Raw genomic sequence first — 21,581 nt, 5'->3', positions numbered from 1 at the left:
TCAGGTGAGCGATGATGGGACGGCACCCGTTGTGAACTTCAGGGAGAGCCTCCATGGCACCGCGCATGCTCCTCGCCCGGCATGGCCAGACGGCCTGGTCGCTGTCCGGTCAGCACACCGGCAGGACGGACATACCCCTGCTCGACGAGGGCCGTCGCGGCGCCAAGCTGCTGGGCGAGCGGCTGCATCGCGCGCCCTGGTCGGGGCTGGCCGGCGCGGAGGTACGCACCAGCCCGCTGGCCCGTGCGAGCGAGACCTGCGAACTGGCGGGCTTCGGAGACAGGGCCGAGCCGTGGGACGCGCTCATGGAGTTCGACTACGGCGCGTACGAGGGCATGACCCCGGCCGAGATCAAGGCGGCGCGCCCCGACTGGTTCATCTGGCGCGACGGCGTCCCGGACGGCGAGAGCCTGGCGCAGGTCTCCGCGCGGGCCGACGAGGTCGTCGCGTGGGCGCGCTCGGCCGACCGTGACGTGCTGGTCTTCGCCCACGGCCACATCCTGCGCGCGATCGGGGCGCGCTGGCTGGGCGAGGACATCTCCTTCGCGGCCCGTATCCGGCTCGATCCGACGTCGGTCTCGGTGCTCAGCTGGGCGTACGACCTCCCGGCGATCCAGGTCTGGAACGACACGGCGCACCTGGCGTCCTGACCGGGCCCGGGGATCCCTGACCGGGCCGGGGGATCCCTGACCGGGCTGGGGATTCCTGACCGGGCTCACTGCCCCTGACCCGGCTCCGGCGGTTCGCGGGCGGGGACCGGCGCTCACTTACCGGGGTTCGTCCGGGGGTTCGTCGAGGCGTGGCGGTCCAGGAACGCGCGCACGTCCGGCTGCCGCCGCTGGGGCAGCAGGACCCGGACGGTGGCCGCGAGCCGCGCGTGGATACGGGACGACTGGACCTGGTCCAGCAGGTCGAGCACCTGATGGCCGGCCGCCGCGGCCTCGTCGGGCGAGCCCGCGTGGGCCAGGTCGGTGGCCAGCTCCGCGCGGTAGAGGGCGAGATTGCGGGTGAAGTGCGGATCCTGGAGGACCGTGGCGCGGTAGGCGTGGCGGGCCGCCCGCGACCAGTCGCCGAGCGCCGCGTGGCACAGCGACTCCAGCGCTTCGAGTTCGGGTTCGCCGAAGAAGGACATCCACTCGGGGTCGGCGTCCGAGGGCCCTTGGTCGAAGAGGCCCTGGGCCTGGCACAGGGCCTGCTCGCAGTTCGTACGATCGCCGAGCCCGGCCCAGCCGCCCGCCTCCCGCAGGGCGAGCAGCGACAGCAGCCGCGGCGACGACAGATGCCGGGCCGCGCGCCGCCCCGCCTGCGCGGCGCGCACCGCTTCCCGGTGCCGGCCGGAATCCCCGGCCAGGAACGACGTATTGCAGAAGGCGTGCGCCTCCAGCGCGGGATCGCCCGCCACCCGCGCGGTCGCCAGCGCCTCCGCGTAGTGCGAGCGCGCGTCGTCGTAACGGCCGGAGTCGTGCGCGAGCCAGCCCACCGAGATCGACAGCTCGCCGGCGCCGGAGTGCAGCCGGTCCGCGGTGGAGCGGTGGGTCGCCGTCCCGGCGTCGAGCAGCGCGTGCGCGGCGCGCAGCGGCTGGGCGGCCCGCCGGTAGAGCCCGTCGGCGCCGTGCCGGTCGTCGAGGAGTCTGATCCGCCGGACCGCCTCTTCGACGGCGCTCACCTCGGCCTCGCCGACCCGCCGCGGTCGGGGTACGGCCGCGGCGGGCCTACCGCCGAGACCGAGGGACGCGGCCGCCATCGTGAGGGGGCCGCCGGTCATGAATGCGCGACGCAGCACGTCGCTCTCCTCGCTGATGTCGCTGACGTCGCTGACGTCCGTGAAGTGAGTCGGAGTCGGAGTGGGAGCCGGGATCGGGACGGAGATCGGGGTCGGGATGGACATCGGGGCCGGGGTGGAAATCGGAGTCGGATTCGAGATCGGGGTGGGGGGTGCGCCGGGGAGGGGCCGCGCCGCCCGGCCACGTACCTGTTCGCGGGCCGAGAAGCCCAGGTCCGTCAGGGTCAGCCCGGGGAACATATGCAGGAAGACCCGTTCGTACGCGTAGTTGGGGCAGCGGATCTCGCCCGCCTCCACCCGTCCGATATAACGCGCGTCGCAGGCGACCTGTTCACCGATCTCCCGCGCCGCCCTGCGTACGGCGGCGGCGAACTCCCCCGGCGAGCGCTGGGCGCGCAGTCGGCGGAAGGCGAGGTTGGGAACTGCCCGAGACGACGCCATGCCGAGCCCTCTCCTGGTACAGCCGGTGGTGCTGCCGGCCGCCCGGCGCACGGTGGTGCCCAACTCCGGTTCTTCCGGCGGGCAAGAAGGTACCCGCTGCGACGGGTCGCATACACAGGGTTTGCCTACAAAGGGGATATCTCACCCACGATCTGCCATGAACTGCCACCCTTTGCGGCGGTGCGCCGCCGTAGCTGTTGACGCCGCGCCGCGTTGAACCATGTGGAGACGCCCAACGCGTCTGCGCTCGGTGAGGAGGGGTTCCCGTGGTGGAGTCGGAGGTCGGTGTGGAGGCCAGCGATGGCGCACGGACGACTGCTCAGCACACGACCGGCCAGGAGGACGACTCGCCTCCCGGTGATACCGGGGAAGCCTGTGATCTGGTGACCGTTCCGGCCCGGCAAGGGCTCGAAGCGGTCGACATCCTGCGGCGCGGGGCCACGCCGGTGGTGGGACCTGTACTGCACGACGGGCCCTGCGACACCCTCGGCTTTCTGGTGCCGCCGGGTACGGCGGCGGCCTGGGACATGCCGGGCAGCGCCTGTACCCGGACGAACGGCCGCGGCCTGCGCATTCCCGCCGAGCCGCCGGTCACCGGCTCGGGCTGGCTCCTGCCCCCCGACGCGACGGGCCCGGTCACGGACCCGGAGGTCCTGCGGGAGGCGCTGGGCGAGGCGGCCCGCCTGATCGAGGCCGCCGACCGCTGCAGCTAGCGGCCCGCCCCCGGCGAGTGAGCCCGAAGGGGCGCCGGCGCCCCGTCTCCACGACCGCCGGCGAGTGAGCCGAAGGGGCGCGCCGCTGTCGAAAGGGAGAACGCGCACAGGCCCCGAGGAACGAGGGGCCGAGCACGATCGACCGTCGACAGGGGCATAAAGCGCCCCGGAGGCGAACCGAGCCCTAAAAAAAGAGGGGGTCGAGCACGGTCGACTGTCGACAGTGGCATAAAGCGCCCGGAGGCGAACCGAGCCCTTAAAAAACACCCCGATACTGGAGGGGTGGCAAAGAACAAGGGCCGTGCGCGGCCCACGGCAGAGCCCGTGGTCGAGACCGTCGACGGCGGGATCGCCGAGCTGATACCCGACCGTGAGCGGTCCCGCGCCTGGACGCTGCTGATCGACCGCGCCCCCCAGTCGCATGTCGATCTCGACGACCCCACGTATCTGTCCTTCGAGTACCAGCGCAGACTCGGCCATGTCGCCGATCTCGTCGCCCCCGCGAACCAGCCCCTGCACGTCGTGCATCTCGGCGGCGGGGCCTTCACCCTCGCCCGCTATGTCGCCGCCACCCGGCCCCGCTCCACCCAGCAGATCGTCGAGTTGGACGCGGCCCTCGTCCAATTCGTCCGCAAACAGCTCCCGTTGGATCCCAACGCGCGGATACGGGTCCGCTCCACCGACGCCCGCAGCGGGCTCGGCAAGGTGCCGGAGGGCTGGGCGGATCTGGTGATCGCCGATGTGTTCGCCGGCGCCCGCACCCCCGCGCATCTCACCAGCTCCGAGTTCCTGATGGACGTACGGCGCGTGCTGAAGCCGGACGGCTGCTACGCCGCCAACCTCGCCGACGGCCCGCCGCTCAGCCATCTGCGCGGCCAGATCGCCACCGCCGCCGGGGTCTTCGGGCAGCTCGCCCTCGCCGCCGATCCGACCGTGCTGCGCGGCCGCCGCTTCGGCAACGCCGTACTGCTCGCCTCGGACCGTGAACTGCCCATCGCCGAGCTGACCCGCCGCGTCGCGAGCGATCCGCATCCGGGGCGGGTGGAACACGGCCGGGCGCTGGCCGACTTCACCGGCGGGGCGCCTTCGGTCACCGACGAGAGTGCCAGGCCCTCACCGCCGCCCCCGGCCGGTGCGTTCCACGAGGTCTGACGGCCGGCGCCACTGTGAGCGGTCGGGCCGGCGCGGCTGAGCGATCCGACGCGCACCTCAGCGGTCGTAGAACTCCACCATCGGCGGATGGTCGTTCCAGGTGCAGAACACCGAGACTTCCCGGCCGTTCCGCGTGAACGTCACGCGGATCCACGCCGGTTGCGTCCAGACCTGCATCTGCCAACCCGCGGCCGGCGTCGCCGAGACCAACTCCGCCGTTTCCGCGCCGATGTCGAAGACGACCCGGCCGCCGTCGACCGTATAGCTCTTCACCTGGCCGGATGGGGGCGGTTCCGCGCTCCGGGCCGGGCTCTGCTCCGGTTTCGCGGCGGGTGGGTTCGTCGAGGGCCGGTGGCTCCTGCCCGGCGTCGCCGTCACCGGCCGCGCCGGCTTCGCGGACGGGCTCGCGGGCCGCCGGGTCGAGGCGGCGACGGGACTGGCGCGCTGCTCCGCCGCGCTGCCCGCGGGGAGCGGGAGCGCGCGCGGCGGGTCGTACGCCGTCCCGGCCATGACCGTGTGGACGCCCCACCACGACAGCGTGACCGCCGCGCCGGTGGAGAGCAGCCACGCCAGGGCGTGCAGGAGTCCTCTGCGCATCCGGAGCATCCTGGCCATAGTGCACGACCCGCGCCTCCGCTGTCCCGCGAGTCCGGCTTTCGGGGTCCGGCATCCGGGGAGGCGTGCGGGGGCCGGGAGTTCGGCGTGCGGCGTTCTCCACGGACCGTACGGAGTCGCCTTCCCCCGTCCCCCGAATGGCGTACGGTGCCGCCCATGCCCAGTGTGCTCGTGGTCGAGGACGACCAGTTCGTGCGCTCCGCCCTCATCAGGCACTTGACCGAGGCCTCCCACACCGTACGGAGCGTCGGTACGGCCCTGGAGGCGCTGCGCGAGGTGGCCCACTTCCGGTTCGACGTGGTCATCCTCGACCTCGGTCTGCCCGATCTCGACGGTTCCGAGGCGCTGAAGATGCTGCGCGGCATCACCGACGTACCGGTGATCATCGCCACCGCGCGGGACGACGAGACGGAGATCGTCCGGCTGCTCAACGACGGCGCGGACGACTACCTCACCAAGCCGTTCTCCGTGGAACATCTGTCGGCCAGGATGGCGGCCGTCCTGCGCCGCTCGCGCGCCACCACGGGTGAGGCCCCGCCGCCGCGCGTGATCCGGGTGGGCGGGCTGTCCATCGATCCGCTGCGCCGCCAGGCCGAGCTGAATGGGACTCAGCTGGACCTGACTCGACGGGAGTTCGACCTGCTGACGTTCCTGGCCGGGCGCCCCGGGGTGGTCGTACCGCGCAAGGAGCTGCTCGCCGAGGTGTGGCAGCAGTCGTACGGCGACGACCAGACCATCGACGTCCATCTGTCCTGGCTGCGGCGCAAGTTGGGGGAGACGGCGGCCAGGCCGCGCTATCTGCACACCCTGCGCGGCGTCGGGGTGAAGCTGGAGCCGCCCGTACAGCCGCCCGTACAGCCGCCCGTACAGCCGCCCGTACAGCCACTCGTACCGGAGCCGCCCGTATGAGATGGGCGCTGGTCAAGGTCGCCGTGGCCGTCACGGTCATGGTCGTCGTGGCCTTCGCCGTACCCCTGGGCCTGGTCATCAAGGAGATGGCCGGCGACCGGGCCTTCTCCAACGCCGAGCGGCAGGCCGCCGCCATCGGCCCCACCCTCTCCATCACCACCGACCGCGACAATCTTGAACGGGCCGTCGCCTCCACCCAGGCCGGTGCCGACGGGCGGATGGCCGTGCATGTCCCGGCCACCGAGGAGCCGGGCAGCCTGCCGCTGGAGATCGGTACGCGCCGGGCCGCCGAGAAGGACCTGCGGACCGTACGGCGGCTCGGCCGCGCCTCCATCACCGAGGTCGCCGGCGGCTCCGCGCTGCTCCAGCCGACCGCCATCGGCTCTTCCCTCGGCTCGGCCCCGATCGCGATCGTCGAGGTGTACGTCCCCGAGAAGGAGGTCTCCAACGGGGTCACCACCGCCTGGCTGATGCTTGCCGCTGTGGGCGTCGCGCTGATCGTCGGCTCGGTCGCCGTCGCCGACCGGCTCGGGCTGCGGATGGTCGAGCCCGCGCAGCGGCTCGCGGGCGCCGCGCAGGCCCTGGGCGAGGGAAAGCTCGGGGTGCGCGTCCCGGAGGAGGGGCCGCCCGAGCTGCGCTCCGCGGCGGTCGCCTTCAACTCCATGGCCGACCAGGTCGTCCAGCTCCTGTCCAACGAAAGGGAGTTGGCGGCCGACCTCTCGCACCGGCTGCGTACCCCGCTCACCGTGCTGCGCCTCAACGCCGCCTCGCTCGGGGAAGGACCGGCCGCCGACCAGACCAGGGCCGCGGTCGCCCAGCTGGAACGGGAGGTCGACACGATCATCCGTACCGCCCGCGAGGCCAAGCCGCCGATGACGGCGGCGGGAGCGGCCGGGGGCTGCGACGTCTCGGAAGTCGTCAGGGAACGCATGGACTTCTGGTCTGCGCTGGCCGAGGACGAGGGCCGTACGGTACGGCTCGCGGGCGTAGGACGGCCGGTACGCATCCCGGTGGCCAGGACCGAAATGGTGGCCGCGCTCGACGCCTTGCTCGGCAATGTCTTCCGCCACACCACGGAGGGCACGGCCTTCTCCGTCGATGTGCACAACGGCGAGGACGCGGTGATCGTCCTGGTCTCCGACGCGGGCCCCGGTATCGCGGACCCGCGGGCCGCGCTCGCCCGGGGCAACAGCGGGGGCACCGAAGGCTCGACCGGGCTGGGCCTCGACATCGTGCGGAGGGTCGCGGAGTCGACGGGCGGGGATGTACGGATCGGGCGCTCGGTGCTCGGCGGCACCGAGGTGCGGATCTGGATCGGGCTCGACGGGTGGCGCTCTCCGGGCACCTCGCGGGGCCACCGGCCGCGCCGCCGCAAGCGCGGGGCGGCCGGCCGCAGGGCCGCAGAGGTCTGAACGCGTCCGAACCCATCGCAGGCATCGCACGGCTCGATGAACGTATTTGAATTTATATTCTGCAATTAAATACTGAGCCCCTCTCATTCACCTGAATGCATTGCCGCTCCGGCGCGCTTTTATGCGTAATATGCCAGCACGGAATCGGCGCTACCGCCGTGCGGGAACGAGAAAAGCGGATGCGAGCAGTTGTGACGGGAAAGGCCGGGTGGGGCTGTGCCGAGTGGCGTTGAATCGACGGATGTGAAGGAATGGGAGCGCGCCGGAGATGAGCCGGCCGCGCGGGAACGGTACGAGGAATCGCGCGCGCCCGGCGGGCTTTCCGGACTGTCAGGACCGCTGCGGGCGGGACTGGCGGTCGCCGTGGTCCTGTGTCTGGCAACGTCCCTGGTCCATGTGATTCTGGTCTTTCTGCACGTGGCCCCCTCGAATGCCGTCTCGCAGCGGTACAGCCAACAGGTCAGTGCGTGGGTCTATCCGCTGTTCGAGCAGAATTGGCGGCTCTTCGCCCCGGATCCGGAGTCGGTCAACCGGCAGATTTCGGCGAGAACCCTGCACACCACCCCGGACGGCGATGAACAGGTGAGCAGCTGGTTCGATCTGACCGCCGTGGACGATTCCGCGGTCGAGCACGACGTGTTCCCGAGCCATACGTCACAGAACATGCTGCGGCGGGCCTGGACCTCCTACCTCGAATTGCACGGCGGCGAGGACCAGCCACGGTCGGAGCGCGCCCTGATGCTCCAGCGGTATCTGCGCAACATCGCGGTGAACCGCGTCGCCGCCCATCGCACCGGCGCCTTCGAGTCCATCCAGCTCCGGGTGCTCACGCTGCCCATCGCCCCGCCCGGCGCCGGCCCGGCCACGGCCGCTCCCGCGCCGGTCGATACCCGCTATCTGCCCTGGTGGAAGGTGACCTCCCATGGGAACTGAGCAGGCGCCGATCGAGGCACCCGCATCGCGACGACCCACCGGCCGGCGGACGTACGCGAGCACAGCGCGGCGAGCGCTCGCCCGGATCAGCGGGTTCCTCGCCACCCTGACCGAACGGCCGGTGTCCCTGTACGCCGCGGCCGTACTGCGTATCGGCTACGGACTTCTCTATCTCGGCTTCCTGCTGCGGGAGTTCCCGTACCGCGACGAGATCTGGGGCCCCGGTTCGGCGTGGACGCCCGAGCTGGCGAAGCAGCTCTTCGACCAGACCGGCTGGGCCAGCCTCCTCACGCTGTCCGAGAGCCGCGCGTACTTCGAACTCTGTTACGTCCTGGCCCTCGTGGTGGCCACGCTGTTCATGCTCGGCTGGCGGACCAGGGCCGTATCCGTGCTCTTCGCCGTCATGGTGGCGTCGTTCCACGCCAGGTCGATCTTCATGACGGACGGGGGAGACAACCTCATCCTTCTGATGGCCCTCTACCTCGTCTTCACCGCGTGCGGGCGGCGCTGGTCCCTCGACGCGCGCAGGGCCCGGCTCCGGGCGCTCCGGGCGGCGCCTTCGCCAGCGGGGCAGGGTGCGGCCGCGCCGGGGGGTCTGGCGGGCGTGGCGGGCGTGGCGGGCCTGGTGGGCCTGGTGGCCCAACTCCGGGACGCCCGGACCGTGCTGACCGCGGTGATGCACAACTGCGCCATGTTCGTCATCGCGGCCCAGGTCTGCTTCCTCTACGGATCCGCCGGGCTGTTCAAGGTCCAGGGCGGCACCTGGGGCAACGGGACCGCTCTCCACTACGTCCTGAACCTCGACCTGTTCCGGCCCTGGCCCGCGCTCTCCCTCCTGGCGGACGAGCACGCGGTGCTGCTCGCGGTCGTCGGCTATCTGACGGTGCTGATTCAGGTAGCTTTCCCGTTCGTCCTGTTCGGCAGGCTCAAATACCCGGTCCTCACCCTGCTGTTCGGCATGCACCTCGGTATCGCGGTGATGCTGGGCCTGCCGCTCTTCTCCGGCGCGATGATCGTTGCCGACGCGGTGTTCCTCCCGGACCGCTTCTTCCGGGCCCTGGCCCGCCTGTGGCGGCGCGCGGCGCGGCGTACGGGTATCTGGCAGCCGGAGCCGCGGCAAGGTCCTGATGCCGTGGCGGTGCCTCCGCAGGCCCAGCCCGGCAGGCTCGCGACCAGGACCTGACAGGACCTGACGTACCGTCCCGGAAAGGAATGATCCCCTGACCCGTTGTCCCAGGTCAGGGGATCACTGTGTCGATCCGGTGTGGCCGGAGGACGCCGCGCGGCCATGCCGGGTCCGATTGTCGGGCATCCTCTGCTGGACGAGCAGACGGCCCGGGACGATGGCGCGCCCCGGCCCGCACCCGTGAGAGCAAAGGACCGAAACCTCATGACAGACCACAACGCCCTGGTGGCGTTCGTCCGGGCACGCCTCGACGAGGAGGAACAGATCGCGAAGGCGGCCGGCGGCGACACCTGGCGCTGCCCGCCCGAGCTGCCGGGCGAGGTCCACGACCGCACCGGCGGCATCTCGTACAGCGTCAAGACGGAGGGCTACGACCAGCACATCGCCCGCCAGGACCCGGCGCACACCCTCCGCCGCATCGAGACGAGCCGGGTCCTCCTGGACGAGTACGCGGAAGTGGCCCCCATGGACACCGACCGCCCGGCCCACGACTTCCCGGCCGGCCGCGCGGTCGGCCTGGGATTCGTCGTCCGCCAACTAGCCGCGGAACACGCCGGCCACCCCGACTACCAGGTGAAATGGCTACCCCGCTTCGCCAAGTAACCAGCCGCGGCCGGCCCGCGCGCGAACCTGTTCAGGGGTGGTCCCCGTGCCGTACCCGTACGGCTCGTACGTGACGTAGTCGCCGCTTCTCATGGCGTCGGCTCCGCTCCGGCGAGATCCGCTCCGTAGCGTGTCAGCAGCCACTCGCAGTCGAGGCTGAGTTGCCGTACCTGGACGTGCGCGGCCAGCGGCGCCACGGCGAGACCCTCCGCGGTGTCCTGCCGGATGCTGTCGAGGCGCGAGACGAGGGTGTACCAGGCGGTCCCGCCGCGCCACAGCTGATCGGCGTGTGCCTGTGCGGCGGGGAGCAGGGCGGTGATGTGGGTACGGAGCCGCCCGGCCAGGTCGGCCAGATCGGCGCGGGCGCCGATGCCCCGGCCGAGCGAGTGGGCCTGGTCGATGACGGCCTGGATGGTGAGCGCGGTGGCGGTCAGCCCGCCCACCGGTGGACTCTCACCGGCCGCCGCGCTGTCGGGACGAGCGGCTTGGGTGGCCGTCTCGGACTGTGCTTTGGCGTACACGACAACCCCTGTCGTTGATTCAGGTAAGCAAGGGACGACCTGGGCAAACGGTGTACGCCCCGCGGATATGCATTGATGATCGGTTTGCAGATCGGGTGCGAACCAGGTCGTGGAGTGGCCATCCGTGGCCACGTGGCGGCCGTGGCCGGGAGCGTGGACGATGACACCTCACACTGGGCTCATGAGTCGCAACGATGCGTTGAGGGCCGCTCGGCTTCGTCGAGGGTGGCGGACGATCGAGTCAGCCGCTGTCGCGCTCCAAGAGCACGGGCAGCGGCTCCTCGATGACTGCCAGTTCACCGTGTCCGCCCGCACGTGGCGGCGCTGGGAGGGTGATCGTCCAGGCTGGCCGGCGGAGGAGACAGCGATCGTTCTGCACGATGCGCTCGGACGCTGGCCCGAGGACCTTGGATTCACCACGCCGCCGGGCTGGATCCGGCCCGAACACCACGAAGAGGCCGACGTGAAACGCCGCGCGTTCGTGTCCGTCACCGCTGCGGCACTCGTCGCCGGGCCTATGGCCCCGCAGCACGTCGACCCTGCGCTGATCGACTACTTCCAGCAGCAGTTGGAGGGGCACTATCGAGCGGACATGTTCCTGGGCCCGCACGACCTGATCGGCACTGTCAGCGCGCAGTACCAGCTCATCGACAAGCTCGTGCGCTCAGCGCTGGGTGAGACGCGCCGTGGTCTGCTGCGGGTCGGCGCTGCATACGCGGCGCTCGTCGGCTGGTTGTACCAGGATGCCGGCGACATGGACGGAGCCAGCTTCTGGCGGGGGGTGACACAGGAAATAGCCATGCGATCACGAGACCCGCACTTGATCGGCTACTCGCTGGTCAATCAGGCGCAGGTGCGCACCGACTTGGGGGACGGATACGCGGTCATCGACCTGTGCGAAGCGGCCCTCGGCGATGCGGGCCGGCTGGTGCCGAAAGTGAGGGTGATGTCGCTTCAGCAGCAGGCCCACGGAGCCAGCCTCGTTGGCGACCGCGCGGCGGTGGACCATCTCATCGATCAGGCGGACGGGCTCCTGCCAAGGGTCGATGACGATCTACCTTGGGGCAACGCCTGTAGGCGGACTCCCGCCTACCTGGAGGTCCAGCGAGCCACCTGTTACGGGCGGCTCGGTCTGGGCGCGGAGGCCGGCGCTCTGTGGACGCAGGTCTTGACTCTTGTCCCGGAGACCGCGCGCCGTGACCGTGGGGTATACATGGCCCGGCACGCCACAGCGGCTGCGGCGGCATGCGAGCCTGATCACGCCCTGGAGATCGCCCGCACCGTCGTCGGCATTGCGGTCGAGACCCGGTCTGCGCGGATGCGCAGGGAACTGGTTGCCCTGGAGCGTGCGATGCGGCCGTGGCAGGATGCCCCGGTCGGCCGGGACCTCGCGGAGGTGCTGGCGCCCGTGACCGAGGGGAGCTGACGATGCCGAGTCCGGGACCGCTGTCGGAGGAAGAGATCGCCGCGGCGTTGGGGACCGCGCCGGGATGGGTGAGGTCGGGCGACGAGATCACCCGGACGTTCGGGATCCGGTATCACGGTGGCGTGGCGATGATCGTGCACGTCGCCGATGTGGAGCGGCTGATCGGCCATCACGCGGACATCGATCTCCGCTGGGATCGGGTGAGGTTCGGGATCACCACGCACGATGCCGGCCACAAGCTGACGGCCGCGGACTTCGATCTCGCGCGGCGCATCGACGCGATTGCGCAGGCGCACGGGGCGGAGCCGCTCCGCGAGGGCTAGGTCCGCCGGGGCAGCTGCTTGGATCCGGCTGCGGCAGTCGGAGCGAACGGATGCGGGATCCGGGCCGCTCGCGTCCGGTGAGCACCTTGCCCTCTCGTCAGGCCGGCCTTCGCGCTGGTTGGATCTCGCGTTATGACGACTCGACCCGTGCACATGCGTAACCACTGGTGGTGGCGGCCCGGATGGAGTGTGGGGCGGCGCTTCTATACCTGGCATCTCACGTTCGGTGGGCAGACGGACGTGCACCGCTTTGCCGGGCAGTACCGTGCCGCGCTGGCCGGGGTCGGTGGGCTGGATCCGATTCCTGATCAGTGGCTGCACCTGACCATGCAGGGCATCGACTTCGTCGACGAGGTCGAGCAGGCGGACGTGGACGCGATCGTCGAGGCGGCCCGCAGCCGCCTCGCGGCGGTGCCGGCCTTCGATGTCACGCTCTTCGCGCCGGTCATCGACCCCGAGGCCGTCCTCGTGCCGGTGAAGCCCGACGAGCCGGTGCGTGCGGTCCGTGATGCGATCCGGGCGGCCATCGGTGATGTGCTTCCGGATGTGCCTGAGGACGCCGCGGGGTTCCGGCCGCACGTGTCGGTGGCGTACAGCAGCGGCGACGGGCCGGTCGCGCCCTTGGCCGGGGCTCTGGAGGCGGTCGACGCCGCACCGGCCGTCGCGCGGATCGAGTCGGCCGAGCTCATCGTCCTGCACAGGGACAACCGCATGTACGAGTGGCAGCCGTACGCCAGGGTGCCGCTCGGCTGACTCCATGGACAGGACAGGACAGGGACCGGGGCATGAAAAAGGGCCAACCCGATTCCGCAGGGTCAGCCCTTGATCACTAAGGGTGAGTAACGGGACTTGAACCCGCGACATCCTGGACCACAACCAGGTGCTCTGCCAGCTGAGCTATACCCACCATGTGCCGGTCATCTTCCCGACCAGCCGAGAAAAAGTGTACAGGGTCCGCGAGGGTGCTCGCGCCCGTATTTGTGCGGGGGGCGACAGCGGCCCTGTACTGGCCTCATTCCGCCTTGAGCACGTGCTTCGCGGCGATCTGTTTGGCCGTGTCGGAGTCCGGGCCCGGCTGGGGGACGAAGACCGCCTCGCGGTAGTAGCGCAGCTCCGCGATGGATTCGCGGATGTCGGCGAGCGCGCGGTGGTTGCCGCTCTTCTCCGGGCTGTTGAAGTAGGCCCGCGGGTACCAGCGGCGGGCCAGTTCCTTGACCGAGGAGACGTCGACGATGCGGTAGTGGAGGTATCCCTCCAGCGTCGGCATGTCGCGGAACAGGAAGCCGCGGTCGGTGCCGACCGAGTTCCCGCACAGCGGCGCCTTGCCGGGCTCCTTGACGTGCTGGCGTACGTACGCCAGGACCTGTTCCTCGGCGGCGGCCATCGTGGTGCCGCCCGCCAGCTCGTCGAGGAGACCCGAGGCGGTGTGCATCTGCCGCACCACCTCGGGCATGGTCTCCAGCGCCGCGTCCGGCGGGCGGATCACGATGTCCACCCCGTCGCCGAGCACGTTCAGTTCCGAGTCGGTGACCAGCGCGGCCACCTCGATGAGTGCGTCGTCCGCCAACGAGAGCCCGGTCATCTCGCAGTCGATCCACACCATGCGATCGTTCATGCGCCTTACCCTACGGGGCGCTCCGCTGGCCGGGCAGACTCGGACGGCCCGAACCTGTTGCGTACATGTCGGAACCAGGCTTGACGTGCTCGGGCATCGCCGACGAGGCCGATGCCTGACCGTGGGTGCCGGCCGCCGCCGTCCGCCGGGAGTGCGGGGACGCCTGGGCCGGTACGACCGGCTCCATGGCCCCCGACTGCATGGACTCGCCCTGCGGGCGCCGGGCCCGGTAGGCGGACCGGTAGGCCGCGGGGGAGGAGCCCAGCTGACGCCGGAAGTGGCCGCGCAGCGCCACCGGGGAGCGGAAGCCGCAGCGGCCCGCGACCTCGTCCACCGAATAGTCGGAGGTCTCCAGCAGCCGCTGCGCCTGCAGCACCCGCTGGGTGATCAGCCACTGCAGCGGAGCGCTCCCGGTGAGCGAGCGGAACCGCCGGTCAAAGGTGCGGCGGCTCATGTACGCACGGGCCGCGAGCGTCTCCACGTCGAACTGCTCGTGCAGATGCTCCAGCGCCCAGGCGACGACCTCGGCGAGCGGGTCGGAGCCGATTTCTTCTGGTAAAGACCTGTCCAGATAGCGCTCCTGGCCGCCACTGCGCCGCGGCGGTACGACCAGCCTGCGGGCGAGCGCCCCGGCGGCCTCCGCACCGTGGTCGGTCCGGACTATGTGCAGGCACAGGTCGATTCCGGCCGCCGTGCCCGCGGAGGTGAGCACATCGCCGTCGTCGACGAACAGCTCCCGCGGATCCACGTGGACGGACGGATAGCGCTTGGCGAGCGTCGGCGCGTACATCCAGTGCGTGGTCGCCGGGCGGCCGTCCAGCAGACCCGCCGCGGCGAGCACGAACGCGCCGGTGCACAGACCGACGATTCTCGCGCCCTCCTCGTGGGCGCGGCGCAGCGCGTCCAGTGCCTCCGGTGGTGGCGGCGAGGTGATCGACCGCCAGGCCGGTACGACCACCGTGCCGGCCCTGCTGATCGCCTCCAGGCCGTACGGCGCGCTGAGTTCGAGCCCGCCGGTGGTGCGCAGCGGTCCGTCCTCCCCACCGCAGACGAGCAGGCGATAGCGGGGAACCCCGGCGTCCTGGCGGTCGATTCCGAACACGGAGAGCGGGATGGAGCTCTCGAAGATGGGGCCGCCGCTGAACAGCAGCACGGCGACGACTTCCCGGCGTCGGCGCCCGGAAAGCTTCCGTGCTGACTCCGGTGCGGCAGTGGAGTCCTGGCTCATGGTGCTAAGCCCCCCTCGGTGTTCGCGTCTCCCCGTTCTTGTCGGGCCTCTCGCTCCTGCACGATTCCCCTCGGTTTTGCACGGGTCCCCAGCCTTCGCTACTCATGATCGAATCTACTGTGTCCCGTGGTGCCGGCGTGACAAGTTCTCCATCCGGCGTTATGTCGACAAGGCAACTTGGCGCGAAGCATTCGATCACGAAGCGTTCCACTCACGGGCCGCGAGTGGAAGTGGGCCTCGCGTGCATGGCCCGTCCCCGTAGGGTGCGGAGGACAGGTGCGGTCCTTTCTTCCCTGGTGGCAAGGGGGTTGGCAGGCCATTTCGGCAAGGATGCCATCCAACTGTGAAGTTGGCTGAAAAGCGATGGGTGCGTCTGTGCGAAGAGCGCAAATCTCCCGGCGCACTACCTTCACGCGCGCGTGCGCCGCGGAGCGCCCCCGGCGCCTTCGGGAACGCCGGCTTCCGGACGTTCGGTACGTTCCGCACATCATCGCCTCCTCGGAAGCCTCCCGCGAAGCTGCTCCGAAGCCTCCCCCGGACGCGGTGGTGCGGCGACGCGCTCGGACCGACGCGACGGCGGCCGGCGGGTCGGGTCGTGGCGGGCGGACCGAGGGTGGTCCGCGACCCGGCCGCCGAAGGGCCCGCCGTACGCCGGGAGAACCGCGCGGACCAGCGGACGGTCGGCCGCGGCCCGCCCGGCCGTCGTCCCCGCCGACTCCGCCGGCGGCCGCACGGCGGGCACGACGGACGCCCAGGACGGTCGGCGAGACGCTTCCCGGCCGATCCCCGGCCGCCTTCGTCGCGAAGTGGCGACAGGGGTCCGCGTGCTCGACGGCGCGGGCGTGGGAGCGCTCCAGGAGGCCGCGCAGCGGGCGAGGGGCGTCGGGGGAGCGGAGTTGTCCGGCCATGCCCAGGACGGCTGTAGAGGCCATCCGGCGTTGCGATCCTGGGCGGCCTCGTGCATGCTCCCTGGAACCCCCGCGTGTGGGGCGGCCAACTCTGGGAATGAGAGGAGTGTGGCCGTACCCTTGGGGGTATGGGGTTGGGAAGATGATTCCCGGACACAGCTCAGCTCCGCCCGCCCTGCCCATTGTTGTTCCTTCCCAAGAGGATCTCCTTCGCCGAGACGCCAATGGCCGGTCACGAAATTCCCGAACCCGCTGACCGCAAGCAGGTAGCCGACCCGCTGTCGGACCTGCAAGCGGCGGAACAGACGCGCGCCTCCTGCGATCCGGTCTTCCGGCACGGAGTGGTGGTCGGCTTCGACGGCTCCACCTCCAGTGAGCGGGCGCTCGCGTACGCCATCGGCATGGCCAGGCGGCTGGGCTCCGGCCTGATCATCGTCCATGTCGCCAACCGGCTGCCCACCACGGTCTGGGCGGGCTGTGAGCCCCCGGTCTTCGTGGATGTGCCCGACCACCGCACCGAGGTGCTCGGTCTCGAACTGGCCTGCGCGGACTACCTCGCCGAGGTGCCGTGGATCCTGGTCGAGCGCGGCGGCGACATCTGCCACGAACTCGAAGAGGTCGGCCAGGAGTACTCCGCCGACGCGATCGTCGTCGGGTCCACCCACGGCATCGTCGGGCGGATCTTCGGCTCGGTGGCGGGGCGGCTGGCGCGGCGCGCGCAGCGGCCCGTCGTAGTGATTCCGTAGCCCCGCGAGCCACCCGCATTCCACCGCCACTTAGTTGAGCCGGTGTCAACTTCCTTGCACCCAGCGTGAATTTACTCACGCGTAGAGGTGGATTGCGCGCTTGTGAAGGGTACATAACGGTCGCTGGGACACAGCATAAACGCCCATCGTGAAGGGAGCCCGCCGTGGACAACGACGTCTCTGCGGGAAGCGTTACCTCAACTTCGGTTCTCGGTCATCTCGCCCTCGGACTCACCCTGTTGGCCTTCGGCGTCGGCAGCACCGGCGTCATCGACGGGGTGACGGCGGCCGATGCCGTCACCCTCGCGCTGTACGTCGGCGGCGTCGCGCTCTTCGTCGCGGGCCTGCTCGAATTCCGCGCGGGCAACTCGTTCACCGGTACGGCCTTCGCGGGCCTCGGCGCCTTCTGGTTCACCTGGGGGACCGGAGCCGGCCACCCTGTCGCCGCGGACGCGGCCGGACTCTTCCTGATCCTGTGGGCGCTGCTGGCGCTCAGCCTGACCATCGGTGCGGCGGGCTCGGGGCCGATCGTCCAGGGCACCTACGGGCTGTTCTTCGTCGCGCTGCTGCTGCTCGCCGTCGGCCAGTTCGCCGACAGCGCGGGCATCGCCAAGACCGGCGGCTGGATCGCCGCCCTCGCCGGCCTCGCCTCCTGGTACGGAGCGACGGCCGCGCTCGCCAAATGGCCGACCGCACTGCCGCGCCGCCGTGCTGCCGGCCGGGGAGTGACGGCCACCGGCTGAGAGTGTGCCGGGTGACCTTCGCCCGATCAGAGGTCGCCCGACAGGCTCTGAGGCAGCTGCGGGCCGGCGCCCGGGCAGCGCCGGCCCCTCCGGAGAGCGTCTCCAGTGCGATGGGTGGCACGCACTGGGGGCGCTCTCGCCGTACGTCAGGGGCCGGGCCCGGCGTACGGGGGACAGCCCCGCGTACGCAGGCCGGCTCGACGGCCCCGCCCGGCACACGCGGGTCCGGCCGGCCGCCTATTCGACCGTGACGGACTTCGCGAGGTTCCGGGGCTTGTCGATGTCCCGGCCCAGCGCCAGCGCCGTGTGGTACGCCAGCAGCTGGAGCGGGATGCCCAGCAGGATCGCGTCCAGCTCGGTCTCGTTCTTCGGTACGACGATGGTGTGGTCGGCCTTCTCCTGCGGCTGGTGCGCCACCGCCAGGATCGGACCGCTGCGGGCCTTGATCTCCTCCAGCGCGGCGCGGTTCTTCTCCAGCAGATCGTCGTCGGGGACGATCGCGACCGTCGGCATCGCGGGCTCGATCAGCGCGAGCGGGCCGTGCTTGAGCTCGGAGGCCGGATAGGCCTCGGCATGGATGTACGAGACCTCCTTGAGCTTCAGCGACGCCTCGCGGGCGACCGGATAGCCGCGCACCCGGCCGATGAACATCATCGACTTGGCCTGCGCGTACTCCGCGGCCAGCTTCGCGATGTCGTCCTCGGTCGCCAGGATCTCGGCGATCTGGGCGGGCAGCTTGCGCAGTCCGCCGATGATCCGCTTGCCGTCGGCGACGGACAGATCGCGGATCCGGCCCAGATGCAGCGCGAGCAGCGCGAAGGAGACCACGGTGTTGGTGAAGCACTTGGTGGAGACGACACAGACCTCCGGGCCCGCGTGCACGTACACCCCGCCGTCGGTCTCCCTGGCGATGGCCGAGCCGACGACGTTCACCACGCCCAGCACGCGCGCGCCCTTGCGCTTCAGTTCCTGCACGGCGGCCAGTACGTCGTACGTCTCGCCGGACTGGGACACCGCGACATAGAGGGTGTCGGGGTCCACGACCGGATTGCGGTAGCGGAACTCGGAGGCGGGCTCCGCGTCCGCGGGGATCCGCGCCAGCTCCTCGATCAGCTGCGCGCCGATCATGCCCGCGTGGTACGAGGTGCCACAGCCGAGGATCTTGATCCGGCGCACCCCGCGCGCCTCGCGGGCGTCCAGGTTGAGGCCGCCCAGGTGCACGGTGGAGAACCGGTCGTCGATCCGGCCGCGCAGCACCCGGTCCACCGCGTCGGGCTGCTCCGAGATCTCCTTGTGCATGTACGTGTCGTGGCCGCCCATGTCGTACGACTCGGCCTCCCACTCCACGGTGGTCGGCGTGGCCGAGGTACGGGAGCCCTCGGTGGTGTACGTACGGAAGTCGTCGGCCTTGAGCGTGGCCATCTCGCCGTCTTCGAGCGTGACGACCTGGCGGGTGTGGGAGACCAGCGCGGCGACGTCGGAGGCGACGAACATCTCCTTCTCGCCGATGCCGAGGACGACCGGCGAGCCGTTGCGGGCGACGACGATACGGTCCGCGAAGTCGGCGTGCAGGACGGCGATGCCGTACGTGCCCTCGATCAACTGGAGCGCCTGGCGGACCTTCTCCTCCAGGGTCGAGGCCTGGGAGCGGGCGATCAGATGGGTCACCACCTCCGTGTCGGTCTCGGAGAGGAACACCACGCCGTCCGCCTCCAGCTTGACGCGCAGCTCGGAGGCGTTGTCGATGATGCCGTTGTGGACGATCGCGACCTTGCCCTCGGGGTCCATGTGAGGGTGCGCGTTCTCGTCGCTCGGGGCGCCGTGGGTGGCCCAGCGGGTGTGCGCGATGCCGGTGGTGCCGGCGAAGCGCTTGGGGACACGGGCCTCCAGCTCGCGGACCCTGCCCTTGGCCTTGACCATCTTCAGCGTGGCCGCCTTGCCCGCGGCCGGCTTGCCGGTGATGACCAGACCGGCGGAGTCATACCCCCGGTACTCCAGCCGCTGCAAGCCCTCCAGCAGCAGTGGAGCTACATCACGCTTTCCGATATATCCCACGATTCCGCACATACGGTCTCCGACCCTCCTGTTTTACGGTGTGTGCCGGCCGGGTGCGGCCGTGAACGATGTCAGCCGTAGACGATGCGGCGCAGCTGCCGGAGCGAGAGCTCCGGAGGTGCCACCGCGCGGTGCGGCAGCTCGGCCGCGATCCGCTCGAAGATCTCCGCGTTGGTGCTGCCGCCCGACTGCATCTCGCGGTGGCGGCGGCGTACGAATTCCTCCGTCGTCTCGTCGAAGTACGCCAGCACGTCGAGTACCACCCGGGCCGCCTCGCCGCGCTGGAGCGCGGTGCTGCGGACCAGATGGTCGATGAGGTCGTCGTACGAAGAGCGGCGTTCGAGCACTCGTTGATATTGCGTGTGCGCGCGACTCTTCGCAACAAATCTGCCCGGAATCGGGCAGGACTCACCCCGATCGGGGTCTGAAAGGGGGAATGGCTCCGTTTGGAGCCGTGCGGGGATTCTTCCGTCAGAAGGGCCGGAAATTGGTCTACACCTTGACGCGAGTGGGGCGCGCGGTTCCCATGGGGGTGTTCGGTCGCGTGGCACCACAAGTGAGCACCCCGTCGAAGGGACACCCTTGTGAGAAACCCTGTGAGGCGGCCTGTGCGAGAGCGCGGGACGTTACCCCGTCTGTTCGGTTCGCTGCTGCTCGTCGTGGCGGCCGGTATCTCCAGCGTCGCGGCAGCGCCGGAGCGTGGCAGTCCGGCCCCTGCCCGCACCCCCGTCACCACCCCGCTCGGGCAGGTCGTGCCGGCGCCGGCACGGGTGAGGCCGGGCGGATCGCCGTACGCCATCACCGCGAGGACCCGCATCCTGGTCGACGAAGGACCGCGCCGGGACGCGCGCGAGGTACGGCGGATCGGCTCCTATCTGGCCGGGCTGCTGAGGCCCGCCACCGGCTACGCCCTGCCGGTCACCGACGATCGCGGCGCGGCCGGCATCCGGCTGCGGCTCGGCGCGGGCGACCGGAGCCTGGGCGAGGAGGGCTACCGGCTGGAGTCCGGGCGCGGCGGCATCACCCTTACCGCCCATAAGCCGGCCGGGCTCTTCCACGGCGTCCAGACCCTGCGCCAGCTGCTGCCCGTCTCGGTGGAGAAGGACAGCAGACAGCGCGGTCCCTGGACGATCGCGGGCGGCACCATCACCGACACCCCGCGCTACGCCTACCGGGGCGCGATGCTCGATGTCTCGCGGCACTTCCTGACGCCGGATCAGGTCAAGCTCTATATCGATCAGTTGGCGCTCTACAAGATCAACAAACTGCATCTGCACCTCTCCGACGACCAGGGATGGCGGATCGCCATCGACTCCTGGCCCCGGCTGGCCACCTACGGAGGCTCCACCCAGGTCGGCGGCGGACCGGGCGGTTACTACACCAAGGCCCAGTACCGCGACCTCGTGAGCTACGCCGCCTCGCGGCAGCTGGAGGTCATCCCGGAGATCGACATGCCGGGCCACACCAACGCCGCCCTCGCCTCGTACGCCGAGCTGAACTGCGACGGCGTCGCGCCCCCGCTCTACACCGGCACGAGCGTCGGCTTCAGCTCGCTGTGCGCGCCGAAGGAGATCACGTACGACTTCGTGGACGACGTGGTCCGTGAGCTGGCCGCGCTCACCCCCGGGAAGTACCTCCACATCGGCGGCGACGAGGCGCACTCCACCAGCCATGCCGACTACGTGGCCTTCATGGACCGGGCGCAGGCCGCCGTCCAGAAGTACGGGAAGACCGTGGTCGGCTGGCATCAGCTGACCGGGGCCACGCCCGTGCCGGGAGCCGTCGCCCAGTACTGGGGCTACGACGCCACCGGCGCGGCCGAGCGTGCGCAGGTCGCGGCCGCGGCGCGGAAGGGCACCCGGCTGATCCTCTCCCCGGCGGACCGGGTCTACCTCGATATGAAGTACGACAAGAACACCGTGCTGGGCCAGTCCTGGGCCGGCTACACCGAGGTGGACCGCTCGTACGACTGGAACCCGGCGACCTATCTCGCCGCCGCCGGGGTGCCCGAGGACGCGGTGCTCGGCGTCGAGGCGCCGCTCTGGACCGAGACCCTCGCGACCAACGACCAGCTCGAAGTCATGGCCTTCCCGCGGCTGCCCGGTGTCGCGGAACTCGGCTGGTCACCGGCGGCCACGCACGACTGGGACACCTACAAGACGCGGCTCGCGGCGCAGGGGCCGCGGATGGCGGCGCTCGGAATCGACTACTACCGCTCACCGCTGGTGCCCTGGCCGACCGAGTAGGCCCCGTCCGGTCACCCCGCGAC

Annotated in this window: 21 protein-coding genes and 1 tRNA gene; 14 read left to right on the top strand and 8 right to left on the bottom strand. The window is 70.7% G+C overall.

Features of this window, described 5'->3' with window-relative positions; all coding sequences use genetic code 11:
* The first annotated feature begins 53 nt into the window (after positions 1-53).
* Positions 54-650 (top strand): histidine phosphatase family protein, encoded by a 597-nt coding sequence (locus ACFVWW_RS20205; RefSeq protein WP_384332837.1) that lies wholly within the window; start codon positions 54-56, stop codon positions 648-650.
* Positions 651-763: 113 nt separating this feature from the next.
* On the opposite strand, the gene ACFVWW_RS20200 is transcribed toward ACFVWW_RS20205, so the two are convergent.
* Complete coding sequence (locus ACFVWW_RS20200; RefSeq protein ID WP_386877633.1) at positions 764-2,224, bottom strand: tetratricopeptide repeat protein; 1,461 nt, start codon at positions 2,222-2,224, stop codon at positions 764-766.
* 287 nt (positions 2,225-2,511) lie between these two features.
* Here ACFVWW_RS20200 and ACFVWW_RS20195 point away from each other — a divergent pair, with 287 nt between their 5' ends.
* Both ACFVWW_RS20195 and ACFVWW_RS20190 read left to right on the top strand, forming a co-directional pair.
* Entirely contained in the window at positions 2,512-2,937 is a 426-nt protein-coding gene (locus ACFVWW_RS20195) for a hypothetical protein (protein WP_384187277.1), read from the top strand.
* 282 nt (positions 2,938-3,219) lie between these two features.
* Positions 3,220-4,089: a spermidine synthase gene (locus ACFVWW_RS20190; protein WP_386877632.1), complete on the top strand. Its 870-nt coding sequence runs from the start codon at positions 3,220-3,222 to the stop codon at positions 4,087-4,089.
* 57 nt (positions 4,090-4,146) lie between these two features.
* Here ACFVWW_RS20190 and ACFVWW_RS20185 read toward each other — a convergent pair whose 3' ends face one another.
* Entirely contained in the window at positions 4,147-4,686 is a 540-nt protein-coding gene (locus ACFVWW_RS20185) for a hypothetical protein (protein ID WP_386877631.1), read from the bottom strand.
* 174 nt (positions 4,687-4,860) lie between these two features.
* On the opposite strand from ACFVWW_RS20185, the gene ACFVWW_RS20180 reads away from it, so the two are divergent.
* From ACFVWW_RS20180 to ACFVWW_RS20160, 5 genes are all read left to right on the top strand, one after another.
* Complete coding sequence (locus ACFVWW_RS20180) at positions 4,861-5,613, top strand: response regulator transcription factor (protein WP_386877630.1); 753 nt, start codon at positions 4,861-4,863, stop codon at positions 5,611-5,613.
* Positions 5,610-7,025 (top strand): sensor histidine kinase, encoded by a 1,416-nt coding sequence (locus ACFVWW_RS20175; RefSeq protein ID WP_386877629.1) that lies wholly within the window; start codon positions 5,610-5,612, stop codon positions 7,023-7,025. The genes ACFVWW_RS20180 and ACFVWW_RS20175 overlap by 4 nt, the downstream gene beginning before the upstream one ends.
* A 243-nt stretch (positions 7,026-7,268) precedes the next feature.
* Positions 7,269-7,958, top strand: a complete 690-nt coding sequence (locus ACFVWW_RS20170) for a DUF5819 family protein (protein ID WP_389679871.1) — start codon at positions 7,269-7,271, stop codon at positions 7,956-7,958.
* A complete protein-coding gene (locus ACFVWW_RS20165; RefSeq protein ID WP_386877628.1) occupies positions 7,948-9,141 on the top strand; it encodes an HTTM domain-containing protein in 1,194 nt (397 codons plus the stop codon). The genes ACFVWW_RS20170 and ACFVWW_RS20165 overlap by 11 nt, the downstream gene beginning before the upstream one ends.
* 207 nt (positions 9,142-9,348) lie before the next feature.
* Positions 9,349-9,747, top strand: coding sequence for a DUF6221 family protein (locus ACFVWW_RS20160; protein WP_384187138.1), 399 nt, complete (start codon positions 9,349-9,351; stop codon positions 9,745-9,747).
* An 89-nt stretch (positions 9,748-9,836) separates the two neighbouring features.
* On the opposite strand, the gene ACFVWW_RS20155 is transcribed toward ACFVWW_RS20160, so the two are convergent.
* Positions 9,837-10,268: a DUF6415 family natural product biosynthesis protein gene (locus tag ACFVWW_RS20155; RefSeq protein ID WP_386877627.1), complete on the bottom strand. Its 432-nt coding sequence runs from the start codon at positions 10,266-10,268 to the stop codon at positions 9,837-9,839.
* 181 nt (positions 10,269-10,449) lie between these two features.
* Here ACFVWW_RS20155 and ACFVWW_RS20150 point away from each other — a divergent pair, with 181 nt between their 5' ends.
* The 3 genes from ACFVWW_RS20150 to ACFVWW_RS20140 all read left to right on the top strand — a co-directional run bounded on the left by ACFVWW_RS20150 (position 10,450) and on the right by ACFVWW_RS20140 (position 12,770).
* Positions 10,450-11,694, top strand: a complete 1,245-nt coding sequence (locus ACFVWW_RS20150) for a Twin-arginine translocation pathway signal (RefSeq protein WP_386877626.1) — start codon at positions 10,450-10,452, stop codon at positions 11,692-11,694.
* Positions 11,695-11,696: 2 nt separating this feature from the next.
* Entirely contained in the window at positions 11,697-12,017 is a 321-nt protein-coding gene (locus ACFVWW_RS20145) for a 4a-hydroxytetrahydrobiopterin dehydratase (protein ID WP_384187147.1), read from the top strand.
* Positions 12,018-12,149: 132 nt separating this feature from the next.
* Positions 12,150-12,770: a 2'-5' RNA ligase family protein gene (locus tag ACFVWW_RS20140; RefSeq protein ID WP_386877625.1), complete on the top strand. Its 621-nt coding sequence runs from the start codon at positions 12,150-12,152 to the stop codon at positions 12,768-12,770.
* An 81-nt stretch (positions 12,771-12,851) separates the two neighbouring features.
* On the opposite strand, the gene ACFVWW_RS20135 is transcribed toward ACFVWW_RS20140, so the two are convergent.
* The 3 genes from ACFVWW_RS20135 to ACFVWW_RS20125 form a co-directional block, all read right to left on the bottom strand.
* Positions 12,852-12,924, bottom strand: a tRNA-His gene (locus tag ACFVWW_RS20135).
* Between the two features lie 105 nt (positions 12,925-13,029).
* Entirely contained in the window at positions 13,030-13,632 is a 603-nt protein-coding gene (gene orn, locus ACFVWW_RS20130) for an oligoribonuclease (RefSeq protein ID WP_384187152.1), read from the bottom strand.
* A 10-nt stretch (positions 13,633-13,642) separates the two neighbouring features.
* Positions 13,643-14,860 (bottom strand): GlxA family transcriptional regulator, encoded by a 1,218-nt coding sequence (locus tag ACFVWW_RS20125; protein WP_384187155.1) that lies wholly within the window; start codon positions 14,858-14,860, stop codon positions 13,643-13,645.
* 1,132 nt (positions 14,861-15,992) lie between these two features.
* On the opposite strand from ACFVWW_RS20125, the gene ACFVWW_RS20120 reads away from it, so the two are divergent.
* A complete protein-coding gene (locus ACFVWW_RS20120; RefSeq protein WP_384187157.1) occupies positions 15,993-16,514 on the top strand; it encodes a universal stress protein in 522 nt (173 codons plus the stop codon).
* 164 nt (positions 16,515-16,678) lie between these two features.
* Positions 16,679-17,257, top strand: a complete 579-nt coding sequence (locus ACFVWW_RS20115) for an acetate uptake transporter (RefSeq protein WP_384187160.1) — start codon at positions 16,679-16,681, stop codon at positions 17,255-17,257.
* Between the two features lie 237 nt (positions 17,258-17,494).
* On the opposite strand, the gene glmS is transcribed toward ACFVWW_RS20115, so the two are convergent.
* Entirely contained in the window at positions 17,495-19,324 is a 1,830-nt protein-coding gene (gene glmS / locus ACFVWW_RS20110; protein WP_384187163.1) for a glutamine--fructose-6-phosphate transaminase (isomerizing), read from the bottom strand.
* Positions 19,325-19,383: 59 nt separating this feature from the next.
* Positions 19,384-19,659 (bottom strand): hypothetical protein, encoded by a 276-nt coding sequence (locus tag ACFVWW_RS20105; protein WP_384187166.1) that lies wholly within the window; start codon positions 19,657-19,659, stop codon positions 19,384-19,386.
* A 261-nt stretch (positions 19,660-19,920) separates the two neighbouring features.
* Between ACFVWW_RS20105 and ACFVWW_RS20100 the strand changes: the two genes are divergently transcribed.
* Positions 19,921-21,558 (top strand): beta-N-acetylhexosaminidase, encoded by a 1,638-nt coding sequence (locus ACFVWW_RS20100; protein ID WP_386877624.1) that lies wholly within the window; start codon positions 19,921-19,923, stop codon positions 21,556-21,558.
* The last annotated feature ends 23 nt before the right edge of the window (positions 21,559-21,581 follow it).

It is taken from the genome of Streptomyces sp. NPDC058198 (genome assembly GCF_042882605.1).
In the GTDB taxonomy this organism is placed as follows: domain Bacteria; phylum Actinomycetota; class Actinomycetes; order Streptomycetales; family Streptomycetaceae; genus Streptomyces.
The sequence above is the reverse complement of the archived record's forward strand: the minus strand, read 5'-3'. Positions and strand labels throughout refer to the sequence as shown.

Excerpts from the sequence above, each read along its gene's own strand:
- glmS (WP_384187163.1), bottom strand. The coding sequence starts at position 19,324 with ATGTGCGGAATCGTGGGATATATCGGAAAGCGTGATGTAGCTCCACTG.
- orn (WP_384187152.1), bottom strand. The coding sequence starts at position 13,632 with ATGAACGATCGCATGGTGTGGATCGACTGCGAGATGACCGGGCTCTCG.
- ACFVWW_RS20125 (WP_384187155.1), bottom strand. The coding sequence starts at position 14,860 with ATGAGCCAGGACTCCACTGCCGCACCGGAGTCAGCACGGAAGCTTTCC.
- ACFVWW_RS20140 (WP_386877625.1), top strand. The coding sequence starts at position 12,150 with ATGACGACTCGACCCGTGCACATGCGTAACCACTGGTGGTGGCGGCCC.
- ACFVWW_RS20200 (WP_386877633.1), bottom strand. The coding sequence starts at position 2,224 with ATGGCGTCGTCTCGGGCAGTTCCCAACCTCGCCTTCCGCCGACTGCGC.
- ACFVWW_RS20205 (WP_384332837.1), top strand. The coding sequence starts at position 54 with ATGGCACCGCGCATGCTCCTCGCCCGGCATGGCCAGACGGCCTGGTCG.
- ACFVWW_RS20180 (WP_386877630.1), top strand. The coding sequence starts at position 4,861 with ATGCCCAGTGTGCTCGTGGTCGAGGACGACCAGTTCGTGCGCTCCGCC.
- ACFVWW_RS20175 (WP_386877629.1), top strand. The coding sequence starts at position 5,610 with ATGAGATGGGCGCTGGTCAAGGTCGCCGTGGCCGTCACGGTCATGGTC.
- ACFVWW_RS20160 (WP_384187138.1), top strand. The coding sequence starts at position 9,349 with ATGACAGACCACAACGCCCTGGTGGCGTTCGTCCGGGCACGCCTCGAC.
- ACFVWW_RS20150 (WP_386877626.1), top strand. The coding sequence starts at position 10,450 with ATGAGTCGCAACGATGCGTTGAGGGCCGCTCGGCTTCGTCGAGGGTGG.
- ACFVWW_RS20185 (WP_386877631.1), bottom strand. The coding sequence starts at position 4,686 with ATGCGCAGAGGACTCCTGCACGCCCTGGCGTGGCTGCTCTCCACCGGC.
- ACFVWW_RS20145 (WP_384187147.1), top strand. The coding sequence starts at position 11,697 with ATGCCGAGTCCGGGACCGCTGTCGGAGGAAGAGATCGCCGCGGCGTTG.
- ACFVWW_RS20165 (WP_386877628.1), top strand. The coding sequence starts at position 7,948 with ATGGGAACTGAGCAGGCGCCGATCGAGGCACCCGCATCGCGACGACCC.
- ACFVWW_RS20120 (WP_384187157.1), top strand. The coding sequence starts at position 15,993 with ATGGCCGGTCACGAAATTCCCGAACCCGCTGACCGCAAGCAGGTAGCC.